Source organism: Pantoea sp. DY-5 (assembly GCF_019795955.1).
In the GTDB taxonomy this organism is placed as follows: Bacteria; Pseudomonadota; Gammaproteobacteria; order Enterobacterales; family Enterobacteriaceae; genus Pantoea; species Pantoea leporis.
Genome location: NZ_JAIMIE010000001.1, coordinates 946,732 through 961,464, shown reverse-complemented (window position 1 = coordinate 961,464; position 14,733 = coordinate 946,732). Strand labels below are relative to the sequence as shown.

The 14,733-nt window shown below is 55.9% G+C and carries 16 protein-coding genes; 14 read left to right on the top strand and 2 right to left on the bottom strand.

Features of this window, described 5'->3' with window-relative positions; all coding sequences use genetic code 11:
* Nucleotides 1-12 precede the first annotated feature (12 nt).
* The 8 genes from acpP (at nt 13) to ptsG (ending at nt 7,620) form a co-directional block, all read left to right on the top strand.
* The gene (gene acpP, locus K5Y30_RS04510; RefSeq protein WP_007885774.1) at nt 13-249 is read left to right on the top strand and encodes an acyl carrier protein; all 237 of its coding nucleotides are present in this window, start codon (nt 13-15) and stop codon (nt 247-249) included.
* An 86-nt stretch (nt 250-335) separates the two neighbouring features.
* Entirely contained in the window at nt 336-1,577 is a 1,242-nt protein-coding gene (gene fabF / locus K5Y30_RS04505) for a beta-ketoacyl-ACP synthase II (protein ID WP_101760834.1), read from the top strand.
* 76 nt (nt 1,578-1,653) lie between these two features.
* Nucleotides 1,654-2,466, top strand: a complete 813-nt coding sequence (pabC, locus tag K5Y30_RS04500; protein WP_222210583.1) for an aminodeoxychorismate lyase — start codon at nt 1,654-1,656, stop codon at nt 2,464-2,466.
* Complete coding sequence (gene mltG / locus K5Y30_RS04495; RefSeq protein WP_222181808.1) at nt 2,463-3,482, top strand: endolytic transglycosylase MltG; 1,020 nt, start codon at nt 2,463-2,465, stop codon at nt 3,480-3,482. Before pabC ends, mltG begins: the two co-directional genes overlap by 4 nt.
* Nucleotides 3,472-4,107 carry a dTMP kinase gene (tmk, locus tag K5Y30_RS04490; protein ID WP_222181809.1) on the top strand — a complete coding sequence of 212 codons (636 nt, stop codon included), beginning with the start codon at nt 3,472-3,474 and terminating at the stop codon, nt 4,105-4,107. Before mltG ends, tmk begins: the two co-directional genes overlap by 11 nt.
* A complete protein-coding gene (holB, locus tag K5Y30_RS04485) occupies nt 4,104-5,093 on the top strand; it encodes a DNA polymerase III subunit delta' (protein ID WP_176970300.1) in 990 nt (329 codons plus the stop codon). Before tmk ends, holB begins: the two co-directional genes overlap by 4 nt.
* A gap of 16 nt (nt 5,094-5,109) precedes the next feature.
* The gene (locus K5Y30_RS04480) at nt 5,110-5,901 is read left to right on the top strand and encodes a metal-dependent hydrolase (RefSeq protein WP_222210582.1); all 792 of its coding nucleotides are present in this window, start codon (nt 5,110-5,112) and stop codon (nt 5,899-5,901) included.
* Nucleotides 5,902-6,186: 285 nt separating this feature from the next.
* The gene (ptsG, locus tag K5Y30_RS04475; protein WP_176970299.1) at nt 6,187-7,620 is read left to right on the top strand and encodes a PTS glucose transporter subunit IIBC; all 1,434 of its coding nucleotides are present in this window, start codon (nt 6,187-6,189) and stop codon (nt 7,618-7,620) included.
* 179 nt (nt 7,621-7,799) lie between these two features.
* Here ptsG and K5Y30_RS04470 read toward each other — a convergent pair whose 3' ends face one another.
* Nucleotides 7,800-8,939: a glycoside hydrolase family 105 protein gene (locus K5Y30_RS04470; RefSeq protein ID WP_176970298.1), complete on the bottom strand. Its 1,140-nt coding sequence runs from the start codon at nt 8,937-8,939 to the stop codon at nt 7,800-7,802.
* The gene (locus tag K5Y30_RS04465; protein WP_222210581.1) at nt 8,936-10,540 is read right to left on the bottom strand and encodes an MFS transporter; all 1,605 of its coding nucleotides are present in this window, start codon (nt 10,538-10,540) and stop codon (nt 8,936-8,938) included. The genes K5Y30_RS04470 and K5Y30_RS04465 overlap by 4 nt, the downstream gene beginning before the upstream one ends.
* Before the next feature lie 355 nt (nt 10,541-10,895).
* Between K5Y30_RS04465 and hinT the strand changes: the two genes are divergently transcribed.
* From hinT to ycfP, 6 genes are read left to right on the top strand one after another with little or no spacing between them, the layout of a single operon-like run.
* Complete coding sequence (gene hinT / locus K5Y30_RS04460; protein ID WP_222210580.1) at nt 10,896-11,246, top strand: purine nucleoside phosphoramidase; 351 nt, start codon at nt 10,896-10,898, stop codon at nt 11,244-11,246.
* 17 nt (nt 11,247-11,263) lie between these two features.
* Nucleotides 11,264-11,629 (top strand): YcfL family protein, encoded by a 366-nt coding sequence (locus tag K5Y30_RS04455; RefSeq protein WP_110865934.1) that lies wholly within the window; start codon nt 11,264-11,266, stop codon nt 11,627-11,629.
* A 10-nt stretch (nt 11,630-11,639) separates the two neighbouring features.
* On the top strand, nt 11,640-12,236 hold the full coding sequence (lpoB, locus tag K5Y30_RS04450; protein ID WP_176970296.1) for a penicillin-binding protein activator LpoB: 597 nt from the start codon (nt 11,640-11,642) through the stop codon (nt 12,234-12,236).
* Nucleotides 12,196-13,038 (top strand): thiamine kinase, encoded by an 843-nt coding sequence (gene thiK, locus K5Y30_RS04445; protein ID WP_370634172.1) that lies wholly within the window; start codon nt 12,196-12,198, stop codon nt 13,036-13,038. Before lpoB ends, thiK begins: the two co-directional genes overlap by 41 nt.
* A gap of 15 nt (nt 13,039-13,053) precedes the next feature.
* Nucleotides 13,054-14,097: a beta-N-acetylhexosaminidase gene (nagZ, locus tag K5Y30_RS04440; RefSeq protein ID WP_222210579.1), complete on the top strand. Its 1,044-nt coding sequence runs from the start codon at nt 13,054-13,056 to the stop codon at nt 14,095-14,097.
* 39 nt (nt 14,098-14,136) lie between these two features.
* Complete coding sequence (ycfP, locus tag K5Y30_RS04435; protein ID WP_110865937.1) at nt 14,137-14,679, top strand: alpha/beta hydrolase YcfP; 543 nt, start codon at nt 14,137-14,139, stop codon at nt 14,677-14,679.
* The last annotated feature ends 54 nt before the right edge of the window (nt 14,680-14,733 follow it).

Genomic DNA, 14,733 nt, shown 5'->3' with positions numbered 1-14,733 from the left:
AAATTAAATAGTATGAGCGATATCGAACAACGCGTTAAGAAAATCGTAGCTGAGCAGCTGGGTGTTAAAGAAGACGAAGTGATTAACACTGCTTCTTTCGTTGAAGACCTTGGTGCAGATTCTCTTGACACCGTTGAGCTGGTAATGGCTCTGGAAGAAGAGTTTGATACTGAAATTCCAGACGAAGAAGCTGAGAAAATCACTACCGTTCAGGCAGCGATCGACTACATCAATAGCCATCAAGGCTAATGAATATCTTCAGGCGGTCACCTCGACCGCCTGAGTTTTATGTTTGCCCCACATAGCGTTATTTTTTCCCTCCCTGGAGGACGTGCGTGTCTAAGCGTCGTGTAGTTGTGACTGGTCTTGGCATGTTGTCTCCTGTCGGCAATACCGTAGAGTCTACCTGGAGTGCTCTCCTTGCCGGTCAGAGCGGCATTAGCCTGATCGACCATTTTGATACTAGTGCCTACGCAACGCGTTTTGCGGGCTTAGTAAGAGATTTTAATTGCGATGATTTCATCTCGCGCAAAGATCAGCGCAAGATGGATGACTTCATCCAATACGGCATCGTTGCGGGTATTCAGGCTATGGCAGACTCCGGTCTGGTCGTAACCGATGAGAATGCTGGTCGCATTGGTGCGGCAATCGGTTCTGGTATTGGCGGACTGGGTTTAATCGAAGATAACCACAGCTCGCTGGTCAACGGTGGACCGCGCAAAATCAGCCCATTCTTCGTGCCTTCAACCATCGTCAACATGGTTGCTGGTCATCTCACCATCATGTACGGCCTGAAAGGTCCAAGCATCTCTATCGCAACTGCCTGTACGTCTGGTGTGCACAACATTGGTCATGCAGCGCGTATCATTGCGTATAACGATGCTGATGTGATGTTGGCCGGTGGTGCGGAGAAAGCCAGTACGCCACTTGGTGTCGGTGGTTTTGGTGCTGCTCGTGCGCTCTCCACGCGTAATGACAATCCTCAGGCGGCAAGCCGTCCGTGGGATAAAGATCGTGACGGTTTCGTGTTGGGTGACGGTGCTGGCATTGTCGTACTGGAAGAGTACGAACACGCTAAGAAACGTGGTGCGAAGATTTATGCTGAGATCATTGGTTTCGGCATGAGCAGCGATGCTTACCACATGACGTCACCTCCGGAAGACGGTTCAGGTGCAGCTGCGGCGATGGTCAACGCGCTACGTGACGCGCAGCTTAACGCTGAGCAGATCGGTTATGTCAACGCGCACGGCACCTCGACGCCAGCCGGTGACAAAGCGGAAGCGCAGGCGGTTAAATCGGTATTTGGTGCGGCAGCTCACAGTGTGATGGTCAGCTCTACCAAGTCGATGACTGGCCACCTGTTGGGTGCAGCGGGTGCGGTAGAAGCGATTTATTCGATTCTGGCGCTGCGCGACCAGGCGATTCCACCGACCATCAACCTCGACAATCCTGACGAAGGTTGCGATCTGGACTTCGTGCCGCATACGGCGCGCCAGGTCAGCGGACTGGAGTACACCTTGTGTAACTCCTTCGGATTTGGCGGCACTAACGGCTCGCTGATCTTCCGCAAGGTTTAATCGCTCCTCAGCCATACAGAGGCCCGCAATGCGGGCCTTTTTTATATATTCTACCGGGGTAATCAAGGCGGCTAACATGTGGATAAACGGCATACCGCAAACCGAGCTTTCAGCACGCGATCGCGCAGTGCAATTTGGTGATGGCTGCTTTACCACTGCTGCAGTGATCAACGGCCATATTGTGATGCTGGATGCGCATCTGCAGCGGCTCAAAGAAGGCTGCGCGCGATTGATGATGGAGACGCCTGATTTAGCTGAGCTCGCCACAGAAATGCATCACGCCGCTGCGGGCCAGGCGCAGGCTGTGCTGAAAGTGATTTTGACACCGGGCGCAGGCGGACGCGGTTATAGCCGCGCAGGCTGCCAAACACCGACGCGCATCCTTTCGCTCTCGCTGTGGCCACAGCATTACGCCACGCTGCAACAGCAGGGCGCTGTGCTCCACAGCAGTCCAATACGCCTTGCGCGCAATCCGTTGCTGGCCGGCGTAAAGCACCTGAATCGCCTTGAACAGGTGCTGATTCGCCAGCATCTTGACCAGACGGGCGGCGACGAGGCGCTGGTGCTTGACACTAACGGGACGGTGGTGGAATGCTGTGCGGCCAATTTATTCTGGCGCAAAGGCAACCACGTCTTTACGCCGCGGCTTGAGCAGGCTGGCGTAGATGGCATTATGCGTCGTTATCTGATGGCGCAGATGGCCGCGAATGGCCAGACTTGTCAGCTGATTGATGGCAGCAGGGACGACGTGTTGAACGCCGATGAAGTGGTGATGTGTAACGCCCTGATGCCCGTTTTACCCGTGCGACAAATTGACGACGTTTCGTTTACCGCACGCTCGCTGTATCAGCAACTGCGCGCCAGTTGCCCGACGATGGAAGCATCATGACTCGAATGAAAAAAATTCTCGCAGGCGTTGTGGTAGTAGCAGGACTCGCCGCCGCCTTTAGCTATTGGCAAATTGAACGTTTAGCCGATACGCCCTTAACACTGCAGCAGGAAACCATTTACACCTTGCCCGCTGGCAGCGGTCGCGTGGTACTGGAAGCGCAACTGGAAAGTCAGCACATCATTCCGCAAAGCATCTGGTTTGGCCCGTTACTGAAGCTTGAACCGGAACTGGCGCGTTTCAAAGCCGGTACCTATCGCCTGGAAACCGGCATGACGGTGCGACAGTTGCTGCAACTGTTGGCAAGCGGTAAAGAAGCGCAGTTCCCGGTACGTTTTATTGAAGGTTCGCGTCTTACCGAGTGGTTAGCCGAGCTACGCAAAGCGCCATACCTGAAACACACGCTGAGTGACGATCAATTTGCCACCGTTGCCGCCGCGCTCAAACTCGACGTCAGCCAGCTTGAAGGCAGTTTCTATCCTGATACCTATCTCTACACCGCCAATACCAGCGATGTGGCGCTGCTGGAACGTGCCCATGCGCGCATGAACAAGCTGGTCGATGAGATTTGGCAGGGACGCATGGAGAATCTGCCTTATAAGAAAGAGCAGGACTTGGTCACCATGGCGTCGATCATTGAGAAAGAGACCGGCGTGAGCGAAGAGCGCGCGCGCGTGGCGTCGGTGTTTATTAACCGCCTGCGGACCGGAATGAAGCTGCAAACCGATCCCACGGTGATTTACGGCATGGGCGACAGCTACACCGGCACGCTAACGCGTAAAAATCTGGAAACGCCAACCGACTACAACACGTACACCATTAGCGGTTTACCGCCAGGTCCGATCGCGATGCCGGGCCGCGCTTCACTGGAAGCGGCTGCGCATCCGGAAAAAACCAATTACCTCTATTTTGTCGCGGATGGCAAAGGTGGACATACCTTTACCACCAATCTGGCCAGCCACAACAAAGCGGTGCAGGTTTACCGGCTGGCAATGAAGGAAAAAAATGAAAAGTAAGTTTATCGTCATTGAAGGCCTGGAAGGTGCAGGCAAAACCACCGCGCGCGATGCGCTGGTTGCCGTGCTGCATGAGCACGGCATTAATGATGTCGTCTTCACGCGCGAGCCGGGCGGTACGCCGCTGGCAGAACAACTGCGTGTGTTGGTCAAGCAGGGCATTGATGGCGAGCAGGTAACCGATAAAGCCGAGCTGCTGATGCTCTACGCAGCACGCGTGCAGCTGGTAGAGAACGTGATCAAACCGGCGCTGGCACGCGGTGCCTGGGTGGTTGGCGATCGCCACGATCTCTCTTCCCAAGCCTATCAGGGCGGCGGACGTGGTCTGGATGCGCAGTTGATGACCACACTGCGCGATGCGGTGCTGGGCGATTTCCGTCCCGACCTCACGCTTTATCTCGACGTAACGCCAGAAGTTGGCCTGCAACGCGCACGTGCACGCGGCGAGTTGGATCGTATCGAGCAGGAATCATTGCGATTCTTTGAGCGCACGCGTGAACGCTATCTGGCCTTAGCTGCGCAGGATCCCTCGATCCTCACCATTGATGCGACGCAAAACATTGCAGACGTGACATCGTCACTTCGAGGCGCCTTGCGTAGCTGGCTGGCAGGCCAATCCGCATGAATTGGTATCCGTGGCTGAATCAGCCTTATCGACAAATCATCGCCCGCCATCAAAGCGGCCAGGCGCATCACGCCTTGCTGGTACAAGCCATTGAAGGCATGGGTGACGATGCGCTGATCTGGGGCGTGAGCCGTTGGTTGATGTGTTTGCAGCCGGAAGGATTGAAAAGCTGCGGCCATTGCCACGGCTGCCAGTTAATGCAGGCGCACACGCATCCCGATTGGTATCGCCTGGAAGCCGAAAAGGGGAAATCCTCGCTTGGTATTGATGCGGTGCGCGACGTCACTGAAAAGCTGTATCACTTTGCCCAACAGGGCGGCGCAAAAATCGTTTGGTTGCCCGATGCCGCGCAGCTCACGGAAGCCGCCGCCAACGCATTATTGAAAACGCTGGAAGAGCCACCGGCCAATTGCTGGTTTTTCCTCAGCGTGCGCGAACCTTCACGCCTGCTGGCTACGCTGCGCAGTCGCTGCATGACGTGGCATCTGTCGCCGCCGGAAGAGGCGCATAGCCTGCAATGGCTGCAGAAACAGCAACCGCAGCCGGAAGAGAAGCTGCGCGCTGCCTTGCGTTTAAGTAATGGCGCACCCGCCGCCGCCTTGACGCTGTTGCAGCCCGAGCGCTGGCAGGCGCGTGAAACGCTGTGCGAAACGCTAATCAAAGCGCTCAACGGCGATGTGCTGCAACTGTTACCCGCGCTGAACAGCGAAGATGTGGCCGAGCGTCTCAGCTGGCTGATTTCGCTGCTGGTGGATGCGATGAAAGTGCAGCAGGGCGCAAGTCAATGGCTGAGTAACGGCGATCGCCCGGATGTGGTGACGCAGCTGGCGCAGCGAATGAACAGCAGTGCGCTTAACAGCAGCGCGCAGCAATGGATGAAGTGCCGCGAACAGCTCTTGCATGTTGCCGCACTCAACCGTGAATTAATGTTGACCGATCGTTTACTCGCCTGGGGACGTTTACTGACTCCGGCAACGGTCGGCTAAGCAAAAAGAGAACTCTATGTTTATTGTCGATTCCCACTGCCATCTCGATGGCCTCGATTATGAAAAGCACCATCGCGATCTGGATGATGTCATCGCCAAAGCAGCAGCGCGCGATGTGAAGTTTATGCTGGCGATTGCCACCACCTTGCCGGATTACTACAAAATTAAACAGCTGGTGGGCGATCGTGAAAACGTCGCGCTGGCTTGTGGCGTCCATCCGCTTAATCAGGAAGCGCCGTACGACGTCGAAGAGTTCCGCCGTCTGGCCGCAGAGGATCGCGTGGTCGCGCTGGGTGAAACCGGGCTGGACTATTTCTATCAGCAGGAAACCAAAGCGCAGCAGCAAGCCTCGTTTCGTGAGCACATCCGTACCGGTATCGCGCTGAATAAACCAATCATCGTGCACACGCGTGATGCGCGCGAAGACACGCTGGCGATTCTGCGCGAAGAGCAGGTAGAGAAGTGCGGCGGCGTGCTGCACTGTTTTACCGAAGATAAAGAGACCGCCGCCAAACTGCTCGATCTCGGTTTTTACATCTCATTCTCCGGTATTCTGACCTTCCGCAACGCCGAACAGATCCGCGATGCGGCGCGCTACGTGCCGCTTGATCGTATGCTGGTGGAAACCGATTCGCCGTATCTGGCGCCGGTACCGCACCGTGGTAAAGAGAATCAGCCAGCGTTTACGCGTGATGTGGCGGATTACATGGCGGTGTTAAAAGGCGTTGATATCGAAACGCTGGCCGCTGCCACCACCGAAAACTTCTCCCGCCTGTTCCACATCCCGATGAGTCGTCTCGGCAGCTAAACGCTTTATTTCAAACGCTGTAATTAATCACAAATCACTCTACTGCACTGCGTCTTACGGGACGCAGGCAGTGTTTTATTGCTGTTTATTAGTGCAAGTCAGTAAGAAATGACTGAAAGGAAAGTGGCGTCCTTAGCGAAATGTGATGGCCGTCAATTTAACAATTAGCGATTTATTTTACTCTTCGTAATAAATCAAAAGACGCTCAGCGTCACCCCGGCGAAGGATCCTCCCCCTAAGCCATGCGCACTGCGCAAAAAATTGCACTCATACTCAGGAGTTTCTATGTTCAAGAACGCATTTGCGAACCTGCAGAAAGTAGGTAAATCGCTGATGTTGCCGGTATCGGTTCTGCCGATTGCCGGTATTTTGTTAGGTGTTGGTTCTGCAAACTTCAGCTGGCTGCCGGAAGTGGTTTCCCACGTCATGGCCGAAGCGGGTGGTTCGGTGTTTGCCAATATGCCGCTGATCTTTGCGATCGGTGTGGCACTCGGCTTTACCAATAACGACGGCGTTTCCGCGCTGGCGGCCGTGGTTGCCTACGGCATCATGGTGAAAACCATGGCGGTCGTCGCTCCGCTAGTGCTGCACTTACCGGCGGGCGAAATCGAGGCTAAGCATCTCGCGGATACCGGTGTGCTCGGCGGGATCATCGCCGGTTCCATCGCGGCGTATATGTTCAACCGCTTTTACCGCATCAAACTGCCTGAGTATCTCGGCTTCTTTGCTGGCAAGCGCTTTGTGCCGATCATCTCCGGTCTGGCCGCGATTTTCACCGGTGTGGTGCTGTCATTCATCTGGCCGCCAATCGGTACGGCGATTCAGGACTTCTCGCAGTGGGCAGCGTATCAAAACCCGGTGGTGGCCTTTGGACTGTACGGTCTGATTGAGCGTTCGCTGGTGCCGTTTGGTCTGCACCATATCTGGAACGTACCTTTCCAGATGCAGATTGGTGAATTCACCAATGCCGCAGGTCAGGTATTCCACGGTGATATCCCACGTTACATGGCGGGCGACCCAACCGCAGGCAAACTGTCTGGCGGCTTCCTGTTCAAAATGTATGGTCTGCCGGCGGCAGCGATTGCGATTTGGCATACGGCTAAACCAGAAAACCGGGCCAAAGTGGGCGGTATTATGATCTCCGCCGCGCTGACCTCGTTCCTGACCGGTATCACCGAGCCAATCGAGTTTGCCTTCATGTTCGTGGCGCCGATTCTGTATGTGATCCACGCGATTCTGGCGGGTCTGGCCTTCCCAATCTGTATTCTGCTGGGTATGCGTGATGGCACCAGCTTCTCACACGGCTTGATCGACTTTATCGTGTTGAGCGGTAACAGCAGCAAAATCTGGTTGTTCCCGATTGTGGGTATCATCTACGGCCTGATTTACTACACCGTATTCCGTTTCCTGATTGTGAAACTGAATCTGAAAACCCCTGGCCGTGAGGAGACCGCGATGGAGCAGAGCAGCGCAACCGGCAGCGAAATGGCGGGTAAACTGGTTACCGCGTTTGGTGGTAAAGAGAACATCACTAACCTTGATGCCTGTATCACGCGTCTGCGTGTCAGCGTGGCGGATGTCGGCAAGGTTGATCAGGCTGAACTGAAAAGCCTCGGCGCACGTGGTGTGGTGGTAGCAGGTTCAGGCGTTCAGGCGATTTTCGGCACCAAGTCCGATAACCTGAAAACCGAAATGGATGATTATATCCGCGGTATGTAACGAGAAAGGGCGGGCAGAGCCGGTGCGATGAAGCGGCGTCAGATCGTAAAGACGCCATAAACCATCCCTGGGACTCGGCCCAAGCCATCCATGGCTTGGGACGCTTTACTCCTCTGCCGCCGCTTCAACGCACTTCATGTTCGGTGCGTAAAAATGCCCTCAAAGAGGGCATTTTTTATTTATAAATAAACCCGCAAATACTCGGTTAAACACAATAGCGCCATTGCCTGACCATACGGCATTGAGGTGAGCGGGATTTGGCGGTAATACTCCAGATCGCTGCCCATCGCTGTTCCAAACGACACCTGCTTCAATTCCCCATCCTCATCGATATTGCCGATCACGCCGCGCAACGCTTTCTCCGCCAGCGGCAAATATTCGGGCGAAAGATAATGTTTGCGCACTGCTTTAAGAATGCCATAGGCGAAACCGGCGGTGGCGGAGGCTTCCGGGTAGCTGTTGGGATCGTCGAGCAAGGTGTGCCACAAACCGCTGCTGTGCTGACAGGCGCTCAGCGCCTTCACCTGACTCTCCAGCACCTGCTGCAGGAAACGCCGCGTGGCGTGCTGTTCCGGCCAGTTCATCATCTCGAGGAAATCAGGAATGACGATAGTCAACCAGCTGTTGCCGCGCGCCCAACGTGCGTTGGCAAAATTGTGCCGCCCATCAAACGTCCAGCCGTGGAACCACAAGCCGGTTTGGCGATCCATCAAATATTGGGTATGAATCAGGAACTGATAGCTGGCTTCTTCGACAAACTCCGGACGATCCAGCAACTGGCCAATCTTCGCTAGCGCCATCACGCTCATCATTAAGGTGTCATCCCACAGCTGCTGGGTGTTTTCATTGTTGTAGACGATGTGCTGCAAGCCACCTTGCTCGGTGCGCGGCATCTCATACATCACCCATTCAGCCCAGCGCTCCAGCACCGGCCGCCATGCGGCATTTCGCGTCTCTTCATAGCGATACGCCAGCGTCAGGAACGGGCAGACGGTATTGACGTTCTTGGTTGGCGTACCTTCCGCCAGGCGCGTGCTGAACCAGTCATCGATAATCTTCAGCGTCGCTTGATCGCCGGTTTGCTGATAGTAGTGCAGCATGCCGTACAGGCCGATGCCGTGCGTCCACTCCCAACCGGCCCAGCCTTTGGTATCGATCACGCGGCCATCATCAAGGCGCAGCAAAAACTCGCCGCTGTGATCGGTAATATTCACCAGATTATGGGTTAGCCGCTGAATCAACTGCACCAGCTCAGTACGTGGCAACAGATATTCAGGCTGGCGCAGTAACGCGCTGTGCTTTACAGGAAATACAGTCATGGTTCATTCCTATCGTTAATCAGGGGAGAGAGAGAAGGTAAAGCTCGTGGCTGCGTCGGCAGCGGTGGTGCGGCAGCTTTATCACGGTTGAGATAGCCGACGTTGTTATTGCCCCACAGATTTTCATACGGCATGCCCGCCAGCATTTCGACCACTTCACGCGCCTGCGGCGTAATGCGTTCTGGCACCACGCGTCCGGCTTCGCGCATTTTCAACGTCTCTTCGCGCAGCACGGTGTGGGTTTGCAGATTGAGTTTGAAGCGAAGTGAAATAATGAAGCCGCAGGCCAGCACGCAGAGCGTGCCCACGCTGAGGATCGCCAGAATGGTATGGCCGACAGCCGGCACCTGCGTGGCCTGGCCGGAAGAGAAGCCCGCCAGCTGCAACACGATACCGACGAACATCACCGCACCTGCTTGCGAGGCTTTGCGCGTCAGCGTCATGATGCCGGCAAAAATGCCTTCGCGACGTTGGCCGGTAATCACTTCATCGACGTCAGCGATATAGGTGTAAGTATTCCACGGCACATAGTTGATGCCGCCGCGACCAAGACCGGCAAGACCGGAAATCAGTACCAGCAGAGCGAAGTTGTCGTTCATGCCGGTGTACCACAATCCGGCGTAGGAGAGGGCGCTAAGCCCAAACAGCACCACCACCATACGGTATGCGGGCGCAGGCCCAAGGCGGATACACAGCGGAATCATCGCCATCACCGCAATAAACTGCATCACCGCCATGGTGCCCATCAGGTTGGAGGCGATCTGCGCGCTTTGCATCAGCACAAACACCACATACCAGGTGAACACCGCGTTAAACACGTCCTGCGCTATATAGCCGCCGAGATACATGCCCAGATGCTGACGGAAAATACGAATGCGCAGCGTTGAGGCCAGCTCGGTGTAGAGGCGCTTCAGGCTCTGTAGCAAGGTCAGCTGTGATTTTTCCTGCTCGGCGCGGCGCGATTCGGCAGAGAAATCGTCGGGATCGCGTTCCCAGGTAAACAGCCACACCAACGTTAACACCAGCGCACAAATCACCGAGAACACCAGGCTGGCGTAGAAGAAGGAGATCGGATTCTCTTTGCCAAACCAGCCAATCAGTATGCCTGGCAGGAACGCTGCCAGAATGGCCGACAGCTGCGCCAGGCCAATACGCGCGCCAGAGAAGCGGGTTTTCTGTTTGAAATCGTCGGTCATCTCCGGCACCAGCGTTTCGTAAGGCACCAGAATCATGGTGTAGACCATATCGAACAGCAGATAAGTCAGCAGATACCACCAAAAACTCATGTCGCCAACCCACATCAGGCTGTAGCTGAACACGCACGGAATACCGAGCAGGATAAAAAATTTGCGGCGGCCAAAGCGCTTGCCGAGCCAGGTCGAACCGAAGTTATCGGTCAGGAAACCCATCAGCGGGCTCACCACCGCATCCAGTACGCGGGCGGCGGCGAAAATGAAGGTCGCCTGAATCGGCGAGAGCCCACAAAAGGTGGTGTAAAAGTAGAGCAGCCAGGCGGCGGTTAACGCCGTGGTGCCTGCACCGAGGAAATCCCCGGACCCATAGGCCAGATAATGGCCCAGGCCAATCTTACGAAAGCGCATGGCAGGTTCTCCTTGAATTAGTCGGTAAACACATCCCTCATCACTCCGTACAATTTGCGCGGATTGGATTGAAAGTAGAGCGGCTTAAGCTGGCAAACCTTCGTGATTTCGCAATGACCTGCAGGTGAGTGGCAAAATCACAAAGAAAAAGGCGTGATATCTCTAATTTATAAAACAGCGTTTCATTTTTGTGGTTAATGAGAGGTTAGAAATGCGAGCTGCAGCACGTGCGTGGCGAAGGGTTAAATCGGCTTAAAGGCAGCCATTTAATGCAGGAATTGTGGTCCTGAGGTTGAAAGAAATGGAATTTCTCACGCATACTGCCTGACTGAACTCAGGCTTAAGGAAATGCACCATGGCTGAAGAAACCATTTTCAGTAAAATCATCCGTCGCGAGATCCCCGCCGACGTGGTTTATCAGGACGAACTGGTCACCGCCTTCCGTGATATCGCGCCCAAAGCGCCTACCCATATCTTGATCATCCCCAATGTATTGATTCCCACCGCCAACGATGCGCAGCCCGCACACGAGCAGGCGCTGGGCCGGATGATCACCGTAGCCGCCAAAATTGCCCGTGATGAAGGCATTGCCCAAGATGGCTATCGTCTGATCATCAACTGCAACAGCCATGGCGGTCAGGAGGTTTATCACATCCATATGCATTTGGTTGGCGGTCAGCCGCTGGGCCCAATGCTGGCCAGCTAACCCAGGCGGACAACGTGATGCGTCAATGGCTGAGTGGCTTGCTGTTGCTGACCCTTGCAGGTTGCAGCAGCGATAAGCCGATGATTAATACCTCGCAGTCGCTGGTGATGGAATCGGCGGTGTTATCCGCGGGCATTATTACCGATGATCCGAAGTTGACCGAACAAGATGGTCAGCAGCGTGCCATGAGCATGTTGTACAACCAACGTGAAACGCCGGTGAAAGTGCACTATCGTTTCTATTGGTACGACGACAAAGGATTGGAAATCACGCCGGAAGAGCCGGCACAGAGCCAAATCGTTCCGGCGCACGGCAGCGTAGAAGTGGCCTCACAAATGGGCAATCCGACCGCCAGTAAGGTGCGTCTCTATCTTTATCTTTGAGGAGTAAGCTGTGATTCGCAGTATTAAACGTTCGGGCGCGCTGCTGTTTGCGCTAATGCTCACCGGCTGTGTAGTGCAACAACAGACGCCGGCACCGGTAGAACCCACGCAGCCGACCACGCCCACTCAGCCGGTAGAGCCGCCAACGCAGCCGGTGCCGCCGCCGCAAACCGTGCCGCAGCCACCCAAGCTGAAAACCATTAACTGGGATGCCAGCGTCCAGCCGTTAGTCGGTAAGATGGTGCAATCTTCAGGCGTGAATCCGGGCAGCGTATTGCTGGTGGACCGCATCAAGAACAGCACCAACGGCGCGCTGCAAACCGACAAAGCCACCGATGCGATTCAGAATGCGCTGGCCAACAACGGTAAGTTCACGCTGATCACTCCAGAACAGCTGGCGCAGGCCAAGCAGACGCTGGGCTTATCGCCGGATGACAGCCTCAACTCGCGCAGCAAAGCGATTGGCCTGGCGCGCAACGTTAACGCGCAGTATGTGCTCTACAGCAATGCGCAGGGCGATGTGAAATCACCGACGCTGCAAATGCAGCTGATGCTGGTACAAACCGGTGAAATCATCTGGTCAGGAAACGGTGTTGCTCAACCCTGATCCGCAGCTGCAAAACCTGCTTCAGCAACAATGGCCGACGGCGCAAGCTGCCGGTCATTTTTTCGCGCTGCCGGGACTGAGCGGGCAAAGCGTGCGCGTGCAGATGCCGCAGGGCGAATTACTGGCGCGACGTGCGCCGCCGCAGCCGATCCCGTTTGTTAATCGCCAGCGCGAATACCGCATTCTGCATCAGCTGCGGCATGCACAGCTGGGGCCGCAGCCGATGGCGTGGCGCCATCCCTGGCTGCTGCAAAGCTGGATGCCGGGCGAGGTGCTCACCTCCGCGCAGTTTAACGCGCAGCGGCAGGCGATTGTGGCGCTGCTGCAGCGTCTGCACCAACAGCCGCTCACCGGCTACCGTTTACGATTAGCGCCGCTGCTACAGCGCTATTGGCAGCTTTGCCGGCAGCGTCACTGGCGCTGGCAGCGTCGTCTGCAACGCTTATTACAGCAGGGCGAACCGCAGCCGCTGCGCCTGGCACCGCTGCATATGGATGTCCACGCCGGCAACCTGATTGCCACGCCGGAAGGTTTACGCCTGATCGACTGGGAATATGCCGCCGACGGTGACGTGGCGCTGGAGCTGGCGGCGGTGTGTGCGGTTGATGGCGATACGCGTTCCGCGTGGATTGCTGATTACGCCGCGCGCGCGCAACTGGATGAGCCAGCACTGGCATGCCAGATGCAGCGCTGGCAACCGTGGCTGCAGCTGTTGATGGCCAGCTGGTATCAGCTGCGTGCCGAGCAGAGCCAGGATGACACCTTACTGCAGCTGGCGCAGGCTAGCTGGCACGACCTTTAACCCAGGATTTTAATCATGACCATGAACACACCCGGACCGCTGATGCTTGACGTCGAAAGCTATGAGCTGGACGCCGAAGAACGCGAAATTCTGCAGCATCCGCTGGTGGGCGGGCTGATTCTGTTTGCCCGCAACTTCCACGACGTTGAGCAGTTAGCAGAGCTGGTGCGCCAGATTCGCGCCGCTTCACGCAATCGTCTGGTGGTGGCGGTGGATCAGGAAGGCGGTCGCGTGCAGCGTTTCCGCGACGGCTTCACGCAGCTGCCGGCGATGCAATCCTTCGCCGCGCTGCACGATCTGAATCGTGCCGGTGAACTGGCGCAGCAGGCGGGCTGGCAGATGGCGTCGGAGATGATCGCCATGGATATCGACATCAGTTTCGCGCCGGTGCTCGATATTGGCCACATCAGCGCGGCGATCGGCGATCGTTCATTCCATGAAGATCCGGCCATCGCCCTACAGGTCGCGCGACGTTTTATCAACGGCATGCATGAAGCCGGCATGAAAACCACCGGCAAACACTTCCCCGGTCACGGTGCGGTCAGTGCCGATTCGCATAAAGAGACGCCGCGCGACAACCGCGATGCCGCCACGCTGCGTCAGCATGACATGGCGATCTTTAAGCAGTTGATCGACGAGCAGCTTCTTGATGCGGTGATGCCGGCGCACGTTATCTATACTGAGGTGGATCCGTTGCCTGCCAGCGGTTCGCCGTATTGGCTGCAAACCGTATTGCGCCAGGAGCTCAGCTTTAACGGCGTGATTTTCTCCGACGATCTGTCGATGGAAGGTGCCGCGGTGATGGGCAGCTACGCCGAACGCGCGCAGCAGTCGCTGAATGCCGGTTGCGATATGATCCTGGTGTGCAATCAACGCGCGGGCGCGGTGAGCGTGCTGGATAACTTGACGCCGATCGGCGTAGAGCGCGTGACGCAGTTATACCATCAAGGGCGTTTTACCCGTCAAAGCCTGCTGGCAAGCGAGCGCTGGCGGAAAAATCAGCGTCAGTTAAGCGCGTTGCAAGAGCGCTGGCTGGCGCACAAAGCCTCGGGCAGATAAGCATCACTGCCCGGATTTCACTCCACGCTGAGGAAAATCATGATCATCTATCTGCACGGTTTTGATTCCAACAGTCCGGGCAACCATGAAAAGGTGCTGCAGCTGCAGTTTATTGACCCGGACGTCCGATTAGTCAGCTACAGCACCCGCCATCCCAAACACGACATGCAGTTTCTGCTGAAAGAGTGCGACAAGCTGCTGCAACAGGGCGACGATGCGCATCCGCTGATTTGCGGGGTTGGGCTGGGGGGTTATTGGGCCGAACGCATTGGCTTCCTGTGCGGCATGCGTCAGGTGATCTTCAATCCTAATCTGTTCCCGTTTGAGAACATGGAAGGCAAAATCGATCGCCCGGAAGAGTATCTCGATATCGCCACTAAGTGCGTCAACGATTTCCGCGAAAAGAACCGCGAAAAGTGTCTGGCGATTTTGTCTCGTCAGGACGAAGCGCTGGATAATCAGCGCAGCGCGACGTACCTGCAGCCGTTCTATGAAATTATCTGGGATGACGTAGCCAGCCACAAATTCAAGAACATCGCGCCGCATTTGCAGCGCATCAAAGCCTTCAAACTCCTCGCCTGACCGTCCGCGCGCCGTGTGATGCGGCGCATAAAATGTGTAACATTCTGATAATGC